Origin of the sequence: Pseudomonas sp. 2822-15 (assembly GCF_002742515.1) — a bacterium.
Lineage (GTDB): Bacteria > Pseudomonadota > Gammaproteobacteria > Pseudomonadales > Pseudomonadaceae > Aquipseudomonas > Aquipseudomonas salomonii.
In genome coordinates, this window is sequence record NZ_LJRY01000136.1 from 1 (window position 1) to 19,350 (window position 19,350).

Sequence of the window (19,350 nt, forward strand, 5' to 3'; positions counted from 1 at the left end):
GCCGATGCCGAGGCTCTTTTCATCGACTTTGTACGTGTTGGTGTCTTGCAGGCTTTCGATATTAAGATCGCCGCCGACGTCGGCGATGACTTTTTTGCCACTGGCCACCGCCCCCTTAAGCTGCGTGTCGCCGCCGGATGACAGCAGCAACTGGTTGCCAGCCTCCACTTTGGTATTGGTATGGGTCAGCTCGTCGCCGTCGGCCTGGCCCCGGTTTCCGGTGGCACCCAGGTCCAGGGTAAAGCCGTTTCTGCTACCGCCCAGCGAAAGGCCGATACCGATGCTGGCGCTGCTGCCCTTGCTGTCGGTGTTTTGCTGGCTGGTGTTGTTGGCGGCGAGCAGGTTGATGTCGCCGTCGGCCATCAGGCTGGCGTCACGCCCGGCCTTGATCTGGCTGCCTTGGACCGTGATGTTGCTGTCTGCACCTGCGCCGGTCGCGCGCAGGCGCACATCTTGACCGGCGGTGATGGTCGAACCGGCGGCGCTGTCGCTGGTCTGGGTGGTTTTGCTTTCGTTCTTCTTGGTGCCCAGCGACAGGCTGATGTTGATACCACCTGCCGCGCCAGGGTCCATTGCCACCGCCGTAGCGGCGTTGTTACCGGCCAGCAGGACCGTGGCCGCTGCCAGCGCCTTCATGCGCCCGTCATCGGTTTTCTCCGATGCCTGCTTCATCTGCTGGGTGGTCTGGATTGCACTTATGACAGGGTTAGTCACCGTCAGCGTGAACCCGGTCTGTTTGAACAGGGTTTCACGTTCGCGCTTGCTGGTGTTGCGTGCCTCGACGATGTCGACGGTCTGCCCGGTGATGTCGACGTTACCCTCGGGCGCAGAGACGTGGCTGCCCACTTGGCGATAGCCTTTACCCGCATCGATCAGCACATTGCCACTGGTCGAGCCCACGGTACTGGCCGCCGCCGTCTGACGGAGGGTGAGGTCTTTGACGCTCTGCTGCTGTGTGCCCAGGGTGACCGCGATACCGCCGCCGCTGAACAGGCCGCTTGTCTTCACCGACTTGTCGTGACGTTCGCTGTTGCTCTCGGTCGCCGCTTCGATGTTGATGTTGTTGTCTGCCGCCAGAATGGTCTGGGTGGTGGACACCACGTTGCTGCCGTTCACGTTGATGTCGCGGCCAGCCTGAACGTAGGTCTGTTCGCCACTGAGTGTTGAGCCTTGCGCCTGGGTTTGGTTGACGGTGTCGCGTGTGGTGGTGGTCTTGCTTGAGAACAAGCCGTTGCTGCCTTTGAACTTGTGTGCTTCATCAGCGAATTGGTTGTTTTGCGCAGCCGTCAGGTTAACGTCGCGCCCGGCGTTGGCGATGATTGCACCTTGCTGACTGGTGACGCTCGCGCCTCGGGCATTGAGGTCCTGCCCGGCGCTCAGGCGAACATCGCCCTGGCCCTGAACGGTTGAGCCGACTTCTGTCTGGCTTGCGTCCTTGCGCCAGTTGCTGCTGTTCCAGCTCACCGATTGCTGATGGGCCTCGCCGACCGTCGCCAGGTTGATGGTGTTGCCTGCCTTGAGCGATGTGCTACCACCTGTGCCGGCGTTGACCACTTGGGCGCCGGTCAGGTTGAGGTCCTTGCCTGCGCTGACGTCGAGGGTGCCGCCAGCGCCGCTGACGAACAGCCCGGCCACCCGTGACAGGTTGGTGCGGGTGCCTTGGGCACTGCTGCTGTCACGACTGCTGGACACGACGTTGACGTTTCGCCCGGCGTTGATGGCGAGGCTGTCTGTCGCGCCGATCAGGCCGCCGAGGTTGTCGAGGTTTTCCCGTGCTGTCAGCGAAACCTTGTCGGCCTGGATGCGGCCGCCGAGGTTTTCGATGTTCTGCGCGGTAATCGCCATCACGCTGCGCCCGGCCAGGCTGCCGCTGTTGACCAGATCACCGGCAATGTTCAGGTTCAGGCGTTGCCCGGCAATCAGCGAGCCAGAGCCGTTAAGGTCGCTTTCCTGCACGCGCACGTAGACCTGCGGCACCAGCACGTTGCGGGTTTCGCCGCTGGCGAGGGTGACTTTTTTCTGTACCAGCCAGACGATATCGCTGGTCAGTTGCGCCATCTGCTCGGGGGACAGCTCGATGCCCGGCACCAGTTGCCATTGATTGGCAAGGGTGACGGCATTGTCGATCAGCGCCCGGTACTGCGCTTCGTCATTGGCATAGCCATCGAGGAAGCGCCGACCGGTGAGTTGTGCAACCTGTTCGCGAATCAGTTTTTGCTCATAGAAGCCATCGCCGAGACGCTGCTGGGTGAGCGCAGGGTCGACTTGCAAGCGCTCCAGCATGTAATCCGAAGACAGCCAGGTGCGATAGCTGGCGAAACGCGGATCTGTTTCGACCAGGTAATTGCTGGTGGTCTGCGGATGGGTGGTGAACAGGCTGTTATTCGGTAATTCCAGGGACGGCCCCCCGGTGCGAATTTGCTCGGCCACGCCTTGTGCGTTCTGGGTGGTCTGCGCTGCAACCTGAACGATCGGAGCTACTTGAAAGGTACGGGCGGCCGGAGCGCTGACCGTACCGGTGGAAGCGATCTGCTGGCCGACGGCCTGAGTCCCGCGTGCGCTGATCTGGGTGCCCGTGCCGCTGACCGCTGTGTTCTGCGCGAAGACGGTAGGCTGCAGGGAAATATCCTGAATCAGCGGGGCAGGGGTATAGGCTGCGGTGTTCGCGCCTTGCCGGTCGCGGCCCTTGCGCTGGATACGGTAGAAATTGGTGACGCTGCCGCTGTCGACGGTGGTGCGCTGGCCCGACACTTCGGTGTTGGTCAGGCTGGTGACGTCTGCCTGCAATAGTCCGCCGGCGATGATGCGGCTCTTGTCGTTGAGCACGTCGCCGGCGCTGATCTGCATTGTCCCGCCAGACAGGATCTGCGCCGGGGCCGAGGTGGCGATCTGGGTTTCGTTGACGACGCGGGTGTAGTCGTAGCGGTTCCAGTTGTCACGCTGGCCCTCGGGGGTGACCAGGTAATTCACCTCATCGTGGCGCAGGGAGATCTCGTTGGCTTGGTAGCGGTTGGTCGAGCCGGTGAGTTGAAATTCCTGCTCAGGCGTTCGACTGACCTCAACATCGCGCGTGCTGAAATGTTCGTTGGTGTTGCGCACGCTTTGTACGTTCAATGACAGATCGCCAAGCGCTTCGAGGGTCGCGCTGGCATTGGTCAGCAATTGGGCGCGACCCTCGGCGGTGTCGAGCGTGCTCAAGGTCCCGCCAATGGCGAGATCGCCAGCACTGAAGACCAGCGATTGCTCGCGGTTGTTCAGGGTTGCGGTGCCGATATTCAGTGATTCACGGGCTGCTATCGTTGCTGCGGTGCCATTTTCATCGAGGTTGTTCAACGTCGAGGTGGCTATCGCCAGTTGGTCGCCATACAGGCGCGCGGTGCCGAGGTTATTCAGCGTCGCTGCCTGCACGCGGACTTGCTGGCCGTCGATCAGCCCGCGGTTGGTCAGGGTGTCAGCGACGTTCAGACGAACCTGACCCGCGCTGATTTCGGCGTTGGCGCTGTTGTCGAGCGTCTGCGCGCTGACCAGCAGGGACTTGCCCGCCAGCAAACGCCCGGTGTTGTTGAGCGCTCCGGCGGTGTTCAGATCAACGCCGTTGTTGGCTTGAATCTGCCCGCTCAGATCAAGGCCGCTCTGCACCCTGAACTTGATGTCGCCCAAGCTCAGGGCCCGGCCCGTGCCGCTGTAATAGGCCGCGTTGAGCGACAGCAGCTTGCCGGCAATCAGCGTACCGTCGAGGTTGTTCACCGACTGGCGACGCTGCGCTGTGTCGCGGTCGCGGATGGTCAGGTCACCGGTCGAAGAGATCAGCCCGCTCTGGTTATTCAGCGTCTGGCTCACGCCCAGCAGCAGGCCTTCATCGGTGCGCACGGCACCGGTCTGGTTGTTGAGGGTATTGACCGCCAGGTTCATGCTGCGGCCTTCAAGGCCCAGGTTGGTGCCCTGGGTGGCGCTGTTGTCGAGCACATCGGTGCTCAGGTTCAACGCGCCTGCACTGCGGACCAGCCCACCCTGATTGATGAGAGCCTGACTCAGTGCCAGCTCGACGTCGCCGAGGCTTTGCAACTGGCCGCCACGGTTATCCAGGCGTGCGCCGTCGACGTGTACGGTTTTCTCGCCAATGATTTGGCCGCCGTTGGTGTTGACCACGTCGCTGGCGGTGAGCAACAGATTGCCCTTGGTACTCAAAAAGCCGGTGCTGTTATTGACGCTGGCGCTGCGGATTTCCACGGCATCCTGACCGCTGATGCCTTTGGTGGTGCCGGAGTCGAGGTTATTGAGGGCCTGATTTGCGGTGTCGATAAACAGTTTGCCTGCAGACTGAATCAAGCCCGCCGCGTTACGCAATTCGCCGCTGCGCAAGTCGAGCGTGGCGCGTGCGTCGAGCGTGCCATCGCTGTTGTCAAACAGATTGCTGTTGCTGTTTAGGTCCAGTGCCAGACCACTGATCACACCGCTGTGGTTGTTCACACCTTTCGCCGCCACGGCGATGTCGCCCTGGGCTTCGAGACGCCCTGCGTCGTTGTTCAGTGCGCCATCGGTCACGTTCACCGACAGCCCGGACTGCACCGAACCCAGCACGCCATGGGTGTTGTTGAATTGCCCGGCGATGATCGCCATGCGCTGGGTCGAGGCGAGCGTGCCGCCGATATTGTTCAGTTGACCGAAGCGGGCTTGCAGCGTGCTGCCGGCGCTGAGGGTGCCCTGAGCATTTTCCAGGCGCGCGCCGCTCAGTTCAGCGCCGCCACTGGCAGCCAGCGTTCCGCCGCTGTTGTCGATCAAATCACTGGCGGTCACCGTCAGCAGGCCGCCGTCTGTTGCAACAACTTTGCCGTGCTGATTATTCAGCGTGCCGACGTTGATCGCCACAGCGCCAGGGCTGCTGACCTGGCCGTTCTGATTGTTGAATTGCTCGCTGACATTGATCTGTAAAGGCTCCAGCCCCGTTTGCAGAATGCGCCCGTATTGATTGGACAGAGTGCGGGCCTGAAGCGTGAGCTGTTGGCCCTGGGCCAGACCTTCATCCAGCACCACGTCGTCAGCCTTGATCGACACGTTGCCATTACTGGCAATGCTGCCTTTGGTACTGCCGAGGTGGTTGGCCTGAATGCCCAGCGAACCCTTGCCTGCGTGTTCGATGCTGCCGCTGCCGTTGTCGATGCGACCGGCGCTGATCCGGGTATTGGTCGCGTTTGAGGCAATTCGTCCGCTACGGTTGTCGAGGGTCGCGGTGGCGTTTATCGAGGTGTCGGCGACGCCGGTCTGCACCAGCTCGCCGCCGACGTTGGACAGATCACTGGCGTTCAGTTGCAGGTTGTCGGCGTTGACGCTGGCGCTGTCTGTGCGAAGGGTTTTTGTCGCGTTGGCCGCGAGGGTCTGGCTGGCATCCACGCGGCTGCCACTGAGATTGCTATCGCCGTTGTTAGCGGTCAGGGTGACATTGCGGCCTTGCGTCTGGCTGCCGCTGAGGTCCAGATCATCGGCCTGGATGCGGACATCGCCCGCCGCCAGGTTTTGACCCTGCGCTTTGACGTGGGTGGCGCGCACCGCAAGGTTGCCGCTGCTGCCCAGTTTGCCGTCCACGCCTGCGCCCGCCGCCAGGCTTGAGCCCTGAGTGCTACGAATCGAATTGGCGCTGAGGGTTGTTTGATTCTGGCTGGCAATGGTACCGCTGTTGTCGATATCCCCGGAGCTGGTGAGGTTCAAATCGCCCTTGGCGTAAAGTGAGCCGCTATTGTCAACACTTGTGGCAGTGATACGCGTGGCCGTGGCGCTGCTGATTGTGCCCATGTTGCGCAGTTTGCCGTCTGCGCTGACGACCACTTCACCCGCCATGGCGCCAATTTGCCCGGCATTGCGCATGCCGACACCCGATTCGGTCCCCACCAGCACGATCTTCCCGGCGTACATTCCGCCCAGTTGCGCCACGTCGATGCCGACGGCTGCCTTGTCGCCGTCGGCGCCGGCCTGAGGCTTGGCCTGGGTGTTGTCGGCGTTGACCTGATTGCGTCCGGCAGTGACCTTAAGGTCATTGGCCCAGATACCCGCATTGACCTGCACGGTTCGGGCAATCAGATCGGTGTAATCGGCGTCGCGGCTATCAAGGCCCTTGCCCTGAATGTTCAGGGTGCCGCCGTTCACGGTGTAGCCGCTGATGCTGCCGTTTTCCAGCTGCACCTGGCCGGTGCTCAGGGTCGCACGGTTGGCGTTGATGAAGCCGCAACCGTCGCAGGTGATGCCGGCCGGGTTGGCGATGACCACCTGGGCGCGTTGCCCGGCGACTTCGACATAGCCGCGTAACTGGCTGGGGTTGCTGGCGTTGACCTCATTGAGGATGACCCGCGCGCTGCCTTTGGCCATCGCCGCGTTGCCTTCGATCCAGCCACCCAGTTGCGTTTGGGTGTTGGCGCCGCTGTTGTTGAGGATGACGCCGCGCGGGTCGACATCGAACTGATTGTAGGTGTTACGCGAAACCCCGGCCGCGCTGGGCGCTTGAATATTCACCTGCGGCGTGCCGTTGGCGCTTTGAATCACCGTCGGACGCTGGCCGGCTGCGGCGGCCGGATCGGCCACAATCGTACCCGCCGCCCACGCCGGTACAGCGCTCCAGGACACCAGCCCGAGCGCGATCATCAATGCAAAACGCATCGGCCCGAGCGTTGCCGTGCAGCCTGCGGAGGCGGTGGTGAGGCTGACGCGAGTGCCCGGCGCCTTGACCTGGCTGGTGACGTTCTCCGCCACCACCATCAACAGCCCGCGTGCCTTGTTGAAAACAATTCGGTACAGGTGCTTGTTCATAGCAATTCCATTTGCGGAGCCGGCCCGCGATACAAAAGTTGAAGTTACGGTGCTGTGGCAACCGGGTGAGCTGCAAACCAGGCTCTGGCCTGTTCAGGGATCACACCGATGCCCTGGAATGTCTTGATTTGCAGGCCTCGCTCGTCGCCCCGGTGATACAGCGCGCGACCGCATCGGTTGGCGAACAGGTGGCGCTGGAGGATTCGGGTAAAGGTGGCTGTATGGCCAAACGGCGCGACCCAGTCGTTGAGCCAGAGGCGCTCGCCGCAATTCCAGTCCGCGTCGCTCAATGTCATCGGTGATTGCTGCAAATAGCGCTGTTCCGCTGCCTCATCGACGTTAAGCCAAGAGAGGTAGCACACCGGCTTGCCGTGCTCGCTGCCCAGCACGAATTGGCGATGCTTGAGCGCCGGCAGCAGAAGTGTCGGTAAGCTGTGCAGTGGCGCATCACGGTGAGCGCTGGAGTGCATCCACAACCAAGTGACCGAGCCCAGCACCGCCGCCTCGTTCCAAGGTTCGTCGATCAGGCCGGGCGCCGTGATGTCCAGGGTTTCAAAACGCATGGCATTACCCCTCAGAACGACCAGATGACGGTAAAGTCGCTGGTCACGTTGGCGGTCTTGAAGCCATCGGGCTTCTTGAGCGGCGTGCCTACCGACCAGTCATAAGACAGGCCCTTGTAACCACCACGCACACCCACCACAGCCCCCGCCAGTCTTTTACCAATCAGGAACTTACTGGCCTGACCGCTGACTTCGCCGTAGTCGACACCGGTGTAAAGCTCCTGGCCGGTTTGCCCCAGCGCCAGGCCGACTTCGTTGCGCAGTGTCCAGCCGCGATCGGCAGAAAGAATGTTTTCGCCGTCAAACCCGCGCACGCTGTAGCGTCCGCCAATCGAGAAGCGGTCCTGCGGCACCAACGGTGTGCGGTTCCATTGCGACCGCCAACTGCCGATATAGCGCAGGCGCTGGTCGCTGAGGGCGAATGGCACTTGCAGCTGGGCGTCGGCGGTGATGATCTGCGAGCGGGATGTGCCGGCACCAGAGGCTTCTTCGGGGGCCGGCAGCGAGTCATGTGCGCCGGTGCCGCGACGGTAGGCGACGCCAAGGTCCAGAATAGAGGTGCCGATAAATTCCCGGTGATCCAGGCCGAGCTGCCAGCCCGCCATGCGCCGATCCTGGTTGCCGATCTCGGTGTCGTCGATGAAGTTTTCAGAAGACCGTGTCCACAGGCCACCCCACGCCGTGGTCTTGCGCACGGCATCGCGGTAAAGCAGGCGAGACAGGCGCAGATCGTTGGTACGGCTTTCGCCTCGATACTGGTAAGTCTGGGTGGCGCCGGCGACCGACTGCTCGTAGTTATACTCGCTGGTGGTGAACGCCAGTTGCCAGTAACCCATCGGCAGCGAGTAGTGGAGCGTATTGCCATTGGAGCCGTGTCGGCCGGACTCGCCGCCGCCCAAGTCGTGGTTGAAGCTGGCGTAGAACAAGTCGTTGAGCGACAGCAGGTTGTCCAGCGACAGCGACACATTGCCCTGATACTTGCCTGTGGATTTGCTGCCCGAGTTGTCGACGGACAGGCTCACGCGGGCCGGAAACTGCTGGCTCCATTTGATCACCACATCGCTTTCGCCGGGCTTGGCATCAGCCGCCAGGGTGGGGGTGATTTGAATGTCGGCGTCGGCAGTGGGCACGCGCTTGAAGTTTTCCAGCGCCTGTTCGATATCGCGCAGGTTAAGCAGGTCGCCGGGGTTGGCAGGCATCGCATTCCACAGGGTGGCGCGACGGCTGGTGCCTTCGGCAAAGCGGATTTCGCGGATGCGCCCCGGCACGATTGTCAGCACCAGAATCCCGCTGTTGAGGTCCTGCGCTTCGGCAAGCACGCGGGTGGTGACAAATCCCGCCTGGATGATCGCATTCTGCATGCGCTTCATCGTCATGTTGATGCCCGCGCCACCCAGGCAACGCCCCACGGCGGGGTCTTCCTCGGGGTTCGCGGCCTTCAGCGCCCATTGAAACTTCTCGGATGCGTCGCCAATCAGGCGGATGTCTTTAATGGCGAAGCAGGGCGCTTCTTTTACAGGAAGACGAGAGCCGCCTTCGTCGAGCGCAGGTGCCTGAAGACGCACATCGGGCCGCGATTCCAATTGATCACGCAGCGCGCGCTCACGCTCCTGCTGACGCAGTAATTCCTCTTCAGGCCCGGCAGCCTGAGCGGTGGCGGTCGTAAAGAGTGTCCACACTGCCAGCGCCGTCAGCGCGAGGTGTCTTGCATTCATCGACGACAAGCGGGCCAGCCCCACGACATATCGAGAGGGGCCTGGCTTGTGCAGTGGGCAGCGTGAGTCCGCGGGCATTTCACATCCTTGTGATCAGAATCAGAGGCGCAATAAGTGCACGGCCTGGAACGGCAGTGGCACTGAAGAAAATAGAAAAATGTAAGGGTTTCGACGAGCAGAAAATGAAATTTCCTACATTCAGTCATACGCTCTGATGGAGGCTTAGTCCGAAAGTTCCGTGATGGGCAAGGCGACGATAACAACGCTCAGGAATGTGACGATCTTCACGCGTATTGCGAGTGCCGAGGCAAGCGAATCAGATAGTTTGCTAGATTTTAATACCTAGATCGAGCATATCCAAGAATGCTCGCGCCTCCTTAGCGGGGTTGTGCTGATCTTAGGGGCCTCGTAGCGCACGAGGCATTTGCCCTGTTGATGCGGCGCACGGTCTTATGGTCTCGCCAGTGAAATGCCCCGGTAGATCTGACGCCGCTGTCGACGGTGTTGCAGGAGGTTTTCCTACATGCCGTCAGGCTTGCGCTCCAGCAAGGGCTATTTGAACTGAAAGAGGAAAGAAGAGGCAATACGATGAAACGTTGGGAGGTGTACCAGGAAGGCAAACGGTTTGAAGGTGTTCAGGCCCGCGACCATTCCGAGGCAGTGCTTGAAGCATTGCGCAAACTCGACCTCAATGACGAGTCGGGGCTGGACGTGCGGCTGGCCGCGCAGTAATTCGGGAAAAGTCAGCCATGTCGTCCAGCACAAATCCGCTTGTGCTATGCGTGTATAGCTGCACCGTGTATGGCCATGCTGGTAAATTGCATCTGCCTTAATCATCACCCAAGGTGACTAAGGCCTGCTCCGCATGCGGTGCCGAAGTCCTGGCTGAATGGGACGGAGGCGTAGAGATGGTCACCAATCAACTCCAATTACGGAAAAATATGGAACGCAAGTTTTTGCTCCTGACCGATGAGCGCACCACATGAGTCATGCAGTGCGTGCGAAAACAGCTTTTCGTTACTGGCATTTCTCGTGGTATCAGCTGAAAAATTAAAATAAGAATATGATTTGTAAAGACTTTTTATGGTGGTTTATGTTCGAGTGGGAATGATTCCTGGCCCGCCCCTGGAATCGTAAATAAACAAAGCCCCGGCATTGCCGGGGCTTTGTTGTTTCAGGGTGCTGGTCAATGACTATCGTGAAAACGTTTCCCACAGCCCATAGGCGTTGAGCCGAACCGCAATTGAGTCAGCGGCATCGTTGGGCGCGTGAGGGTTGATGATCGCCCAGCCGCTGGTGCCGTTGCGATAGGTTTCATAGCGCACGTAGTACGGCTTGCCATCGTGCAGTATCGCCTCTGAGGGGGCGGATTTCAGACGGTAGATGCCTTGATATTTTCCAGGACTGTTGAGAGGGGTCTGGCTTTCCAAAATCTCATTGGCTTCCCACGCTGCCGGGATTTCAGGGGCGTTGGTCGCCGGCAGCATCGCCTGGGAATTGCCCGTTGCAGCCATGCTCGTTCCTGAAACCGAGAGTTCGGTGGACGCCGCTAAAGCGTTGGTGCCCACCTCCGCCGCCGGAACCTGCAGTTTGATCAACGGCATCCCCTTGAGCTTCATTCCCTGGTTGTCCAGGGCCTGGAGCAGTTCGGTCAAGGAGCCGTAGACGGTGCCCTTGAGCCGGGGAAACTGGGTCGCATCAATAAAGTAACCATTGTCGGCGGTACTCTGGATGGTACTGCGCACCAACGCGTTGAGCCGGTTGCGGTGGATCAGTGTCAGTACCGACTGGGTTTGCTCCAGAAGATAATCGCCGGGAGTTTTGAGTACACGCTCAATCTCCTGCGCATTGAATGCGTAACGGTGTGGCAGCGCCACTTCCGTCACTGGCACCTGCAGGGCGAAGTCCGTGTCCAGAACGCCCGGCTTCGGATGCCGTGGAGGTATAGCCCCGGCGTTATTTACCACTTTGGGACCCAGGCGCATTTTGATCGCGGGGCTGGCGGCATTGAGTTCCTCAACGGTGCGCAGGCTGATACCACCGTTTATTTCACTGATACCGGCTACCCCCCGGAATGTGTTGGTATTTTGTGCTTCAGTCAACGCCACCCATTTGCCGACGCCGTTTTTAAGTTGGTCCAGGCGGATGATTTCGCTGGTCAAAAAGTTCTTGGCCATTTGCTCATCCACCACGACAGGGAAGGACTTGTAGTTGGCCAGGCAGCCAGTGGCCTGGACGCGTATCCCGTAATCCCTGGCAGCGGTGAGCAGCGTCTGGGTGTTGAAGCGTACAGGCAGCTGACCGTCCATCTCACGCAGATAGACTTGCAGGTTGTCGGACAGCTCCCCGGTGTTGGCAAACGTATCGAGGTCCAGTTGATGCAGGTCGTTGAACAGCCGGTTCAGATACAGCGTCTTGACCCCTTGTCGCGCCAGGGCGGGCATGTCCTTGATCAGGAGGTACAAGCTGGCGACGCGGCCGGGGCTTTCAGCGACCACCAGGCCTGACGTGGTTTTGAAGACCTTTTCGATCAGCTCGACGGAGGACATTTCTGGCGTGAGCGTGGGAAGAGCAGGACGTTCAGGCAAGGTATGGATGAAAAAAGGCCGGGAAAAAAAGTTACGCGCCGCGGTGAGTATTCCAGTGCGCGCCGGGTTGATTGAGTAATCTGACATATAGAACTCAGTAAAGCCGCCGTCAGGCTTGGGGATGCGCTTGAAGCGATCATCCCTGCCGCCCATTGCGATCTCAACCTCGTAGTTTTTGAGGTTGTTGAGGTCGTAGGGTGTGCTCAGGCTGGAGTGTGAGTGCCTGTAGGTGGGTGATCCATAGGCGGTTGGCATGGTTTCTTTGGCCACGGCTGAGTCCTCGCTTGCCGTGATCGTGTCGACAGGGGTGCCTCCCCTGACGGCGTCGGAGGGGCGCGGGGCGAGTTCCCACTCACCTGCGGCGTTCAGTCGTACGGGGCATGAGCCGTAAAAAGCGTGAGGGTTTTGCGGATCAATGATCGCCCAGCTTCCATCGCCATTGACGTCGGCTTCGTAGCGCACGTAATAGACGGCATCCTTGAATTTGATCACGGTCGAAGGGTTGGATTTGACGCTGTAGATATTGCGATAGCGTCCTCCTTCACTCATCGGCATGGCCCCTTCCAAGCCTTGCTGGCGTTTCCAGGCTGTGGGTATTCGTGGCTCTGGGGCAGGTGGTTCCACGGCAGTTGGCGGTGGCGTTTCTCCGCCCGTCGGTGTCACGGACGGCTCATCGATCGGATCAGGTTGCAGCGTCTCTTTATACCCGGCCATTTCGGCGGCTTCTGCGGCATCGACCTCAGCACCCACCTCGGTGATGGGGCCAGGCCCGGCCAGGGCCACCACGTTGAACAGCATGGCGATGCCGTTAAGCACGGCCGCCGTCACGCCAGCCTTGCGCTCTGCGCGAGTGCGGCCATTGACGGCCTGATCGATATTCAGCCCCGTGAGCGCAATGCTGGCACCCAATACCGGCAATGCCACCATCCAGCCGATTGCCGCCATTGGGCCGAACACTTTCAAACCGGCACTCAGGTAGCCTATCCAGAGTTTCTTTTGCAGCTGCGTCTGAGTGGTCAGCAGTTGCTGCGCCTCGTCGTACATTGACCAGCGGGTACGATCCCTCAGCCAGGTGAAGGCATCGGCGGTGATCGCCTGGTTTTTGCGGTTGACCAGATGATGGTCGGACTGGCCCCAGGTGCCGACCAGGCGATTCATCAAGTCGGTGAGGTTGTCCTGCATGGCCTGGCGGTCAGACAGCGGGAAGTGACAGAGGAAGGCACTGCGGCTTTGCTCATTGTTCAGTTTGCCCAGGACCCACCAGTGCATGTCTGCCGGGGTTTCGAGTACTTGGAACGCCGGTGTATCACCGGGGGTATAGAGGATCTGTCGGCCCTTCGGGTCGACGATGCGCAGCAGGTTGAACGCCACATGGCCGTCCACGTCCAGGGCATAGACCTGCAGGCCTTGGGTGGGCGTCTCTTCGGTCTGCAGCATCTGGCGGGTAATCGGCCACGTTACATTGGAGGCGACTGCGCTGATGCAGGTCTGGAAGTCGTCGGCCGTCAGTTGCTTAACGTCGAGAGCCTGGATGGCCTTGCTGAGGAAGTTGCACTTGGCCAGGACGCGAAAGTCGTCGGCATGGGTGTGCCAGAAATCATCCAGTGTATGGGTATACAGGCTGTCGAATTGCAGGTTCCAGAAGTCTTTCAGCACCTCATTGCCATGCAGGTGCACTTCGTTGGTTTCGTTAAAATCGCCATACACCGGGCCTTGGGTGTAAAAGCCTCCATAGAGGTCGAGCAAGTCGGCATTGTCGACGTCGGTGGCGCGAAAGCGCCGAATCACCAACTGTGTCAGGGTGGTCGATTCGTAGGGTTTTTCCAGAATGTGCTCCCAGCCGGTGAAGGTCTTGGTGCTGCTCTGGGCGGACTTGAATCGATGGTAGTAAACATCGTCCGGATCCAGGTCCGTCACGCCGTGCTTTTTCAGAATGCCGCAGGCGGTTTCATGGGCGCTGTCGTGCAGGCTGGGGCATGCCTGCACCACTTGAGTGGCCAAGGCCTTTAGGGCCGCCTTGTCGGCAGCGTTGGGCAGGGAGTTAGCGGTACTCATGGGACTCATCCGTCGATAAAGAACGGCGAGGGTCCCAAAGGTGCAAGGGTGTCAGGTGCTACATAGTTAGATCAGCCGTCACCGCCGCGCGATATCCGAAAAGTAAAACTTATCCAACGTATGCCGCGACTCGGTGTACTCAAATTGCCTTCCATCCTGCAAAAACGTCTGGTTGCTCACCACAATCACATGGCTTTGCCCATCCAGATCCAGATGCGCCTGGTCGTCCTTGCTGCGCGGCAGGGCTTCGATGGTGCGTTGTGCGTAGCTGATCTGCAGCTCCAGCGTCTGTTCGATAAACGCATAGATCGACTGCTCGGCGATGTCGCGGTCCAGGCCTGGAATCAGGTCAGCCACAAAGTGGTTGATGTCCAGGATCACCCGTTTGCCGCCGATGCGCCGTACCCGTTTGATGCGGGTAATCAAGGTGCCGGGGGCGGCTTCGATGTGTTGCAGCAGCGCGCCTTCGAGCGGGAACTGGCTGAATTCGACCACCTCGGTGCGTACGTCATCGCCCAAGTCAGCGTGGGTTTCGTGGAAGCTGACGATGCCGCCCAGTTGGAACTCGATGGGGTTGGGCGACAACACAAAGGTGCCCTTGCCGTGGATTTTTTGCGCAAACCCACGCTCCTGCAACTGCTCGATGGCGCGGCGCACCGTGCCACGGCTGGCCTGGTAGGCGTCCATCAGTTCGGTTTCAGAGGGAAGGCGCGTACCGCGTTGCAGGCGTTCAGTGGTGATGCTGGCAAGCAGATCCGTATAGATCTGGTTGTATTTGCTCATGGGGATGGCTCTGTGCCGGCTTGATGAAGGTGAACGGCGCGTTCAAGGCAGGAACCTTAGTGGCAGAGGTGGGCTTTGTCCATTGGACCTGCGTGGAATCAGGGAAATGTCTGACTTCCAATTCGGAAAATTAAACTTAATGTAACTCGTACAGACGAGTTGTTGATTTAACTCGTACATACGAGTACTTTTGGCCACGGCGTGCTGCCAATGACTGCCCTCAAATAAAAAAACCAAAGTGGAAACCAAGCATGAGCCACGACTATTCCAATATTGCCCGCGAGATTCTCGAGAACCTCGGGGGCAGTGACAACGTTGAGCAAGCCGCCCACTGCGTGACCCGCCTGCGCCTGGCGCTCAAGGACCCGAGCCTGGTCAACGGCAGCGCGTTGAACCAGGTCGATCTGGTCAAGGGCTCGTTCTTCACCGGTGGCCTGTTCCAGGTGGTGATCGGCCCCGGCGAAGTGGAAAAGGTCTATGCCGCCCTGCGTGAGCAGACGGGGCTTGCGGCTTCGACCATTGCCGACGTCAAGCAGAAGGGCGCCGACAAGACCAACGCCATGCAGCGTCTGGTGCGGGTATTTTCCGACGTGTTCATGCCGATCCTGCCCGCGCTGATCATCGCCGGCCTGTTGATGGGCGTGAACAACCTGATGGGCGCCAAGGGCATGTTCATCGAGGGTCAGACGCTGCTGGAGGCGTATCCGAACCTGGATGGCCTGTGGAGCCTGATCAACCTGATGGCCAATACCTCATTCGTGTTCCTGCCGGCGCTGGTGGGCTGGTCGGCGGCCAAGCGTTTTGGCGGCAGTGAAATCCTCGGCATCGTGCTCGGCCTGATGCTGGTGCACCCGGACCTGCTCAACGCCTGGAACTACGGCAAGGCCGTGGCCGGGCTCGATGGCCAGAGCCTGCCGTACTTCGATATTTTCGGTTGGTTCAAGATTGAGAAGGTGGGTTATCAGGGGCAGATCCTGCCGATCCTGATGGCGGCCTATGTGATGAGCGTGATCGAGAAATGGCTGCGGGCTCGCGTGCCTAATGCCATCCAACTGCTCGTGGTGCCGATTACCACCATCGTGGTCACCGGCGTGCTGGCGCTGGCAATCATTGGCCCGGTGACCCGTCACCTCGGCATCCTCATCACCGAAGGCGTGGTCACCCTGTTTGACCTGGCGCCGATGGTCGGTGGGGCGATTTTCGGCCTGTTGTACGCGCCGCTGGTGATCACCGGCATGCACCACATGTTCCTCGCCGTGGACCTGCAACTTATCTCCACCCAGGGCGGCACCTTTATCTGGCCGATGATCGTGATGTCCAACCTGGCCCAGGGCAGCGCCGCACTGGGCGTGTTCTACATGACCCGCAACGCGCGGGACAAAAGCATGGCCTCGACCTCGGCGATTTCCGCTTACTTCGGCATTACGGAACCGGCGATGTTTGGCGTGAACCTGCGCTTCAAGTTTCCGTTCTATGCCGCGCTGCTCGGCTCGGCGCTGGGCAGCATTTTCCTGTCGCTGAACAAGGTGACGGCCTCGGCCATCGGCGTGGGTGGCTTGCCTGGGTTTATCTCGATCATTCCGCAGTTCATCCCCAGTTTTGTGATCGGGATGGTCATCGCCATGGTCGTGCCGTTTGTTCTGACCTGTGCGTTGAGCATGAAGATCGTTCGGCCGGGATATCGGGTCGCCTGATCGACCGCTTTCGCGGACAAGCCAGCTCCCACAGGTTGGAATGCATTGCAACTGTGGGAGCCGGGCTTGCCCGCGATGAGGCCCTCAAAGCCAGCCCACAACTCAATTGAAGGAACCCACCATGCAAGCCTGGCAACACTCGGTGATCTACCAGATCTACCCCAAAAGCTTCCACAGCCACGCGGGTAACGCCACCGGTGACCTGCTGGGCATCGTGGACAAACTCGACTACCTCAAGTGGCTGGGTGTGGATTGCCTGTGGATCACCCCGTTCCTGCGCTCGCCGCAACGCGACAACGGCTATGACATCAGCGACTACTACGCCATCGACCCCAGCTACGGGACCATGGCCGACTGCGACCTGCTGATCAGCGAAGCGGCCAAGCGTGGCATCAAGCTGATGCTCGACATCGTGGTCAACCACACCTCCATCGAGCATGAGTGGTTCCAGCAGGCGCGCAGCAGCCTCGACAACCCGTACCGTGACTTCTATATCTGGCGCGACCAGCCGAACAACTGGGAATCCAAGTTCGGCGGCTCGGCCTGGGAGTATGAAGCGCAAACCGGCCAGTACTTCCTGCACCTGTTCGACCACACCCAGGCTGACCTCAATTGGGACAACCCCAAGGTGCGCGCCGAGGTGTTCAAGTTGATGCGCTTCTGGCGTGACAAGGGCGTGGGTGGTTTCCGCCTGGACGTGATCAACCTGATCTCCAAACCCGCCGATTTCCCCGAAGACCACAGCGATGGCCGGCGCTTCTACACCGACGGTCCGAACGTGCATGAATACCTGCAGCAAATGCACCGCGAAGTCTTCGAAGGGCACGACCTGATCAATGTCGGCGAGATGTCGTCCACCAGCCTTGAGCACTGCATTCGTTATTCGAATCCGGCGTCCAAAGAGCTGTCGATGACCTTCAATTTTCATCACCTGAAAGTCGATTACCCGAACCTGCAAAAGTGGGTGAAGGCCGACTTCGACTTCCTGCAACTCAAGCGGATTTTCTCTGACTGGCAACTGGGCATGCAGGCCGGTGGCGGCTGGAACGCACTGTTCTGGTGTAACCACGACCAGCCGCGGGTGGTCTCGCGTTTTGGCAACGACGGCGAGTACCGTGTGGTCTCGGCCAAGATGCTTGCTACCGCGCTGCACTTCCTCCAGGGCACGCCGTATGTGTACCAGGGCGAAGAGCTGGGCATGACCAACCCGGGTTTCGACAAGATCGAGCAGTACCGCGATGTCGAGACCCTGAACATCTTCCGCCTCAAGCGAGATGCCGGTGAGTCCGAGGCGTCGAGCATGGCGGCGATCATGCAGAAGTCACGCGACAACAGCCGCACGCCGATGCAGTGGAACACCCAGGCCAATGCCGGTTTCACCCGTGGCGAACCGTGGATCGGCATCCCGGCCAACGCGGCGCAGATCAACGTCGAAAGCCAGTTGGATGACCCCGATTCGGTGCTGCATCACTACCGCGCACTCATCGCCATGCGCCGCAACGAACCGCTGATCCAGAACGGAGTTTATCGCCAGTTGCTGCAGGACCACCTGCAAGTCTGGGCCTACCTGCGCGAAGGCCAGGGCGAGCGCTTGCTGGTGCTGAACAACTTTTATGGCAAGCCCTGCGAAATCCAACTGCCCGAAGGCGTCATCAGCGCGGCCAGCGAGCAACGCCTGCTGATCAGCAACTACCCCGACTGCCCTGTGCGTGCGAGCACGGTGCTGTTGCGCCCGTATGAATCGTTTGTGTTGCACCTCAAGGACTGAGACCCGCTGCAACCCCCGTATGGGAGTGCGGGGGCGCTTCACCCAAAAACATAATAAAAATACCGGAGTGCTTCATGAAAACAACAATAAAGCTGGGCCTCATTACGTCATGCCTTACTGCACCTTTTGCCGTTCAAGCCCTGGAGTTTGCCGGCTATTTGCGCAGCGGCGCGGGGACTTCAACGGGCAGTGGCAAACAGCAATGTTTCCAACTGCCGGGGGCGCAATCCAAATACCGTCTGGGCAACGAATGCGAGCAGTACGCCGAATTCGAATTGCGCCAGGACCTGCTGACCCTCGACGACGGCTCGGTGCTGAGCGTCGATGCCATGGCCTCGTTGTACAACAAATACGACCGAGCCCTGAAGTTTCAGGGAGAAGACAACGGCTCGGCGCGCATGCCGCAGATGTATGCGCAGTGGTCCAACCTGCCCAGCCTTAATGGCGGCTCGGTGTGGGCGGGGCGCCGTTACTACAAGCGTAACGACATCCATATCTCCGACTTCTACTACTGGAACCAGAGCGCCACGGGCGGCGGTGTCGAGGACGTCAAAATCGGCGACCTCAAATACAGCTACGCGCTGTCGCGCAAGGACAACCTGTACCAGAAGGAATACGCCACCCTTCACGACTTCAACGTGGCGGGCTTCAAGACCAACCCCGGCGGTGAGCTGGAATTTGGCCTGAGCTATATAGAAAAAGCCGGCGGGCGTGAGGCCAACAGCGGTTGGGCGATCACTGCGCAGCATGTGCAAAAAGCGTTTCTCGGCGGCAAGAACAAATTCGCCTTGCAGTACGGCGAAGGCCCCGGCACGGGTTTGGGCTATACCGGCGATACCGCCTTGGACAAGAGCAGCAAAAGCTACCGCGCCGTGGAGTTTTTCGACTGGCAGGTAACGCCGCGTTTCGGCGGGCAGGTCGAGGCGGTGTATCAGAAGGATATTCGCCCCGGCAGCCAGGACCAGACCTGGATGTCCATCGGCGTGCGCCCGGCCTACGCCATCAGCGAACAGTTCAAACTGGTCACCGAGCTTGGGCATGATCAAGTCGAGGCTGCCGGCGGCACGCGCAAGCTGAGCAAATTCACCTTCGCCCCGACCTGGTCGCCCAACGGCCCGGATTTCTGGGCACGGCCGGAAGTGCGGTTGTACTACACCTATGCAAGCTGGAACGAAGCGGCCAAGCGTGCGGCGAATGAACTGGCGGCGGGCTCGGCGTTGTCCGACACCGGCGCCTACGGCACGGCACGGCATGGCTCGAACGTGGGTGTGCAAGTCGAATACTGGTGGAAGTAGCCCGGTTTTAAGTGAACGCGTTTTAGGTAGGAGCTGGCTTGCCTGCGATAGCAACACCTCGGTCTTACTGAGACACCGAGTCGCGGGCATC

Annotated in this window: 9 protein-coding genes; 4 read left to right on the forward strand and 5 right to left on the reverse strand. The window is 60.1% G+C overall.

The window, feature by feature from the left end:
• The 3 genes from AOA59_RS00755 to AOA59_RS00765 all read right to left on the reverse strand — a co-directional run.
• The coding region (locus AOA59_RS00755; protein WP_099485475.1) for a hemagglutinin repeat-containing protein at positions 1-6,798 on the reverse strand (6,798 nt) is incomplete at its 3' end.
• A gap of 44 nt (positions 6,799-6,842) precedes the next feature.
• Entirely contained in the window at positions 6,843-7,361 is a 519-nt protein-coding gene (locus AOA59_RS00760; protein WP_065930369.1) for a toxin-activating lysine-acyltransferase, read from the reverse strand.
• 11 nt (positions 7,362-7,372) lie between these two features.
• Complete coding sequence (locus AOA59_RS00765; protein ID WP_099485566.1) at positions 7,373-9,076, reverse strand: ShlB/FhaC/HecB family hemolysin secretion/activation protein; 1,704 nt, start codon at positions 9,074-9,076, stop codon at positions 7,373-7,375.
• A gap of 588 nt (positions 9,077-9,664) precedes the next feature.
• Here AOA59_RS00765 and AOA59_RS32360 point away from each other — a divergent pair.
• Positions 9,665-9,808 (forward strand): hypothetical protein, encoded by a 144-nt coding sequence (locus tag AOA59_RS32360; RefSeq protein WP_158235218.1) that lies wholly within the window; start codon positions 9,665-9,667, stop codon positions 9,806-9,808.
• Positions 9,809-10,269: 461 nt separating this feature from the next.
• Here AOA59_RS32360 and AOA59_RS00775 read toward each other — a convergent pair whose 3' ends face one another.
• A complete protein-coding gene (locus tag AOA59_RS00775; RefSeq protein ID WP_099485478.1) occupies positions 10,270-13,719 on the reverse strand; it encodes a membrane-targeted effector domain-containing toxin in 3,450 nt (1,149 codons plus the stop codon).
• A gap of 78 nt (positions 13,720-13,797) precedes the next feature.
• Positions 13,798-14,502 carry a trehalose operon repressor gene (gene treR, locus AOA59_RS00780; protein ID WP_099485480.1) on the reverse strand — a complete coding sequence of 235 codons (705 nt, stop codon included), beginning with the start codon at positions 14,500-14,502 and terminating at the stop codon, positions 13,798-13,800.
• Positions 14,503-14,753: 251 nt separating this feature from the next.
• Between treR and treP the strand changes: the two genes are divergently transcribed.
• The 3 genes from treP (at position 14,754) to AOA59_RS00795 (ending at position 19,259) form a co-directional block, all read left to right on the forward strand.
• The gene (treP, locus tag AOA59_RS00785) at positions 14,754-16,196 is read left to right on the forward strand and encodes a PTS system trehalose-specific EIIBC component (protein ID WP_065930373.1); all 1,443 of its coding nucleotides are present in this window, start codon (positions 14,754-14,756) and stop codon (positions 16,194-16,196) included.
• A 121-nt stretch (positions 16,197-16,317) separates the two neighbouring features.
• Positions 16,318-17,964 (forward strand): alpha,alpha-phosphotrehalase, encoded by a 1,647-nt coding sequence (gene treC / locus AOA59_RS00790; protein WP_065930374.1) that lies wholly within the window; start codon positions 16,318-16,320, stop codon positions 17,962-17,964.
• Between the two features lie 74 nt (positions 17,965-18,038).
• Positions 18,039-19,259: a carbohydrate porin gene (locus tag AOA59_RS00795; protein ID WP_099485482.1), complete on the forward strand. Its 1,221-nt coding sequence runs from the start codon at positions 18,039-18,041 to the stop codon at positions 19,257-19,259.
• The last annotated feature ends 91 nt before the right edge of the window (positions 19,260-19,350 follow it).

What these genes read in the sequence shown, in the direction of transcription:
- AOA59_RS00760 (WP_065930369.1), bottom strand. Translation starts at nt 7,361, where the DNA reads ATGCGTTTTGAAACCCTGGACATCACGGCGCCCGGCCTGATCGACGAA.
- AOA59_RS00765 (WP_099485566.1), bottom strand. Translation starts at nt 9,076, where the DNA reads ATGAATGCAAGACACCTCGCGCTGACGGCGCTGGCAGTGTGGACACTC.
- AOA59_RS32360 (WP_158235218.1), top strand. Translation starts at nt 9,665, where the DNA reads ATGAAACGTTGGGAGGTGTACCAGGAAGGCAAACGGTTTGAAGGTGTT.
- AOA59_RS00775 (WP_099485478.1), bottom strand. Translation starts at nt 13,719, where the DNA reads ATGAGTACCGCTAACTCCCTGCCCAACGCTGCCGACAAGGCGGCCCTA.
- treR (WP_099485480.1), bottom strand. Translation starts at nt 14,502, where the DNA reads ATGAGCAAATACAACCAGATCTATACGGATCTGCTTGCCAGCATCACC.
- treP (WP_065930373.1), top strand. Translation starts at nt 14,754, where the DNA reads ATGAGCCACGACTATTCCAATATTGCCCGCGAGATTCTCGAGAACCTC.
- treC (WP_065930374.1), top strand. Translation starts at nt 16,318, where the DNA reads ATGCAAGCCTGGCAACACTCGGTGATCTACCAGATCTACCCCAAAAGC.
- AOA59_RS00795 (WP_099485482.1), top strand. Translation starts at nt 18,039, where the DNA reads ATGAAAACAACAATAAAGCTGGGCCTCATTACGTCATGCCTTACTGCA.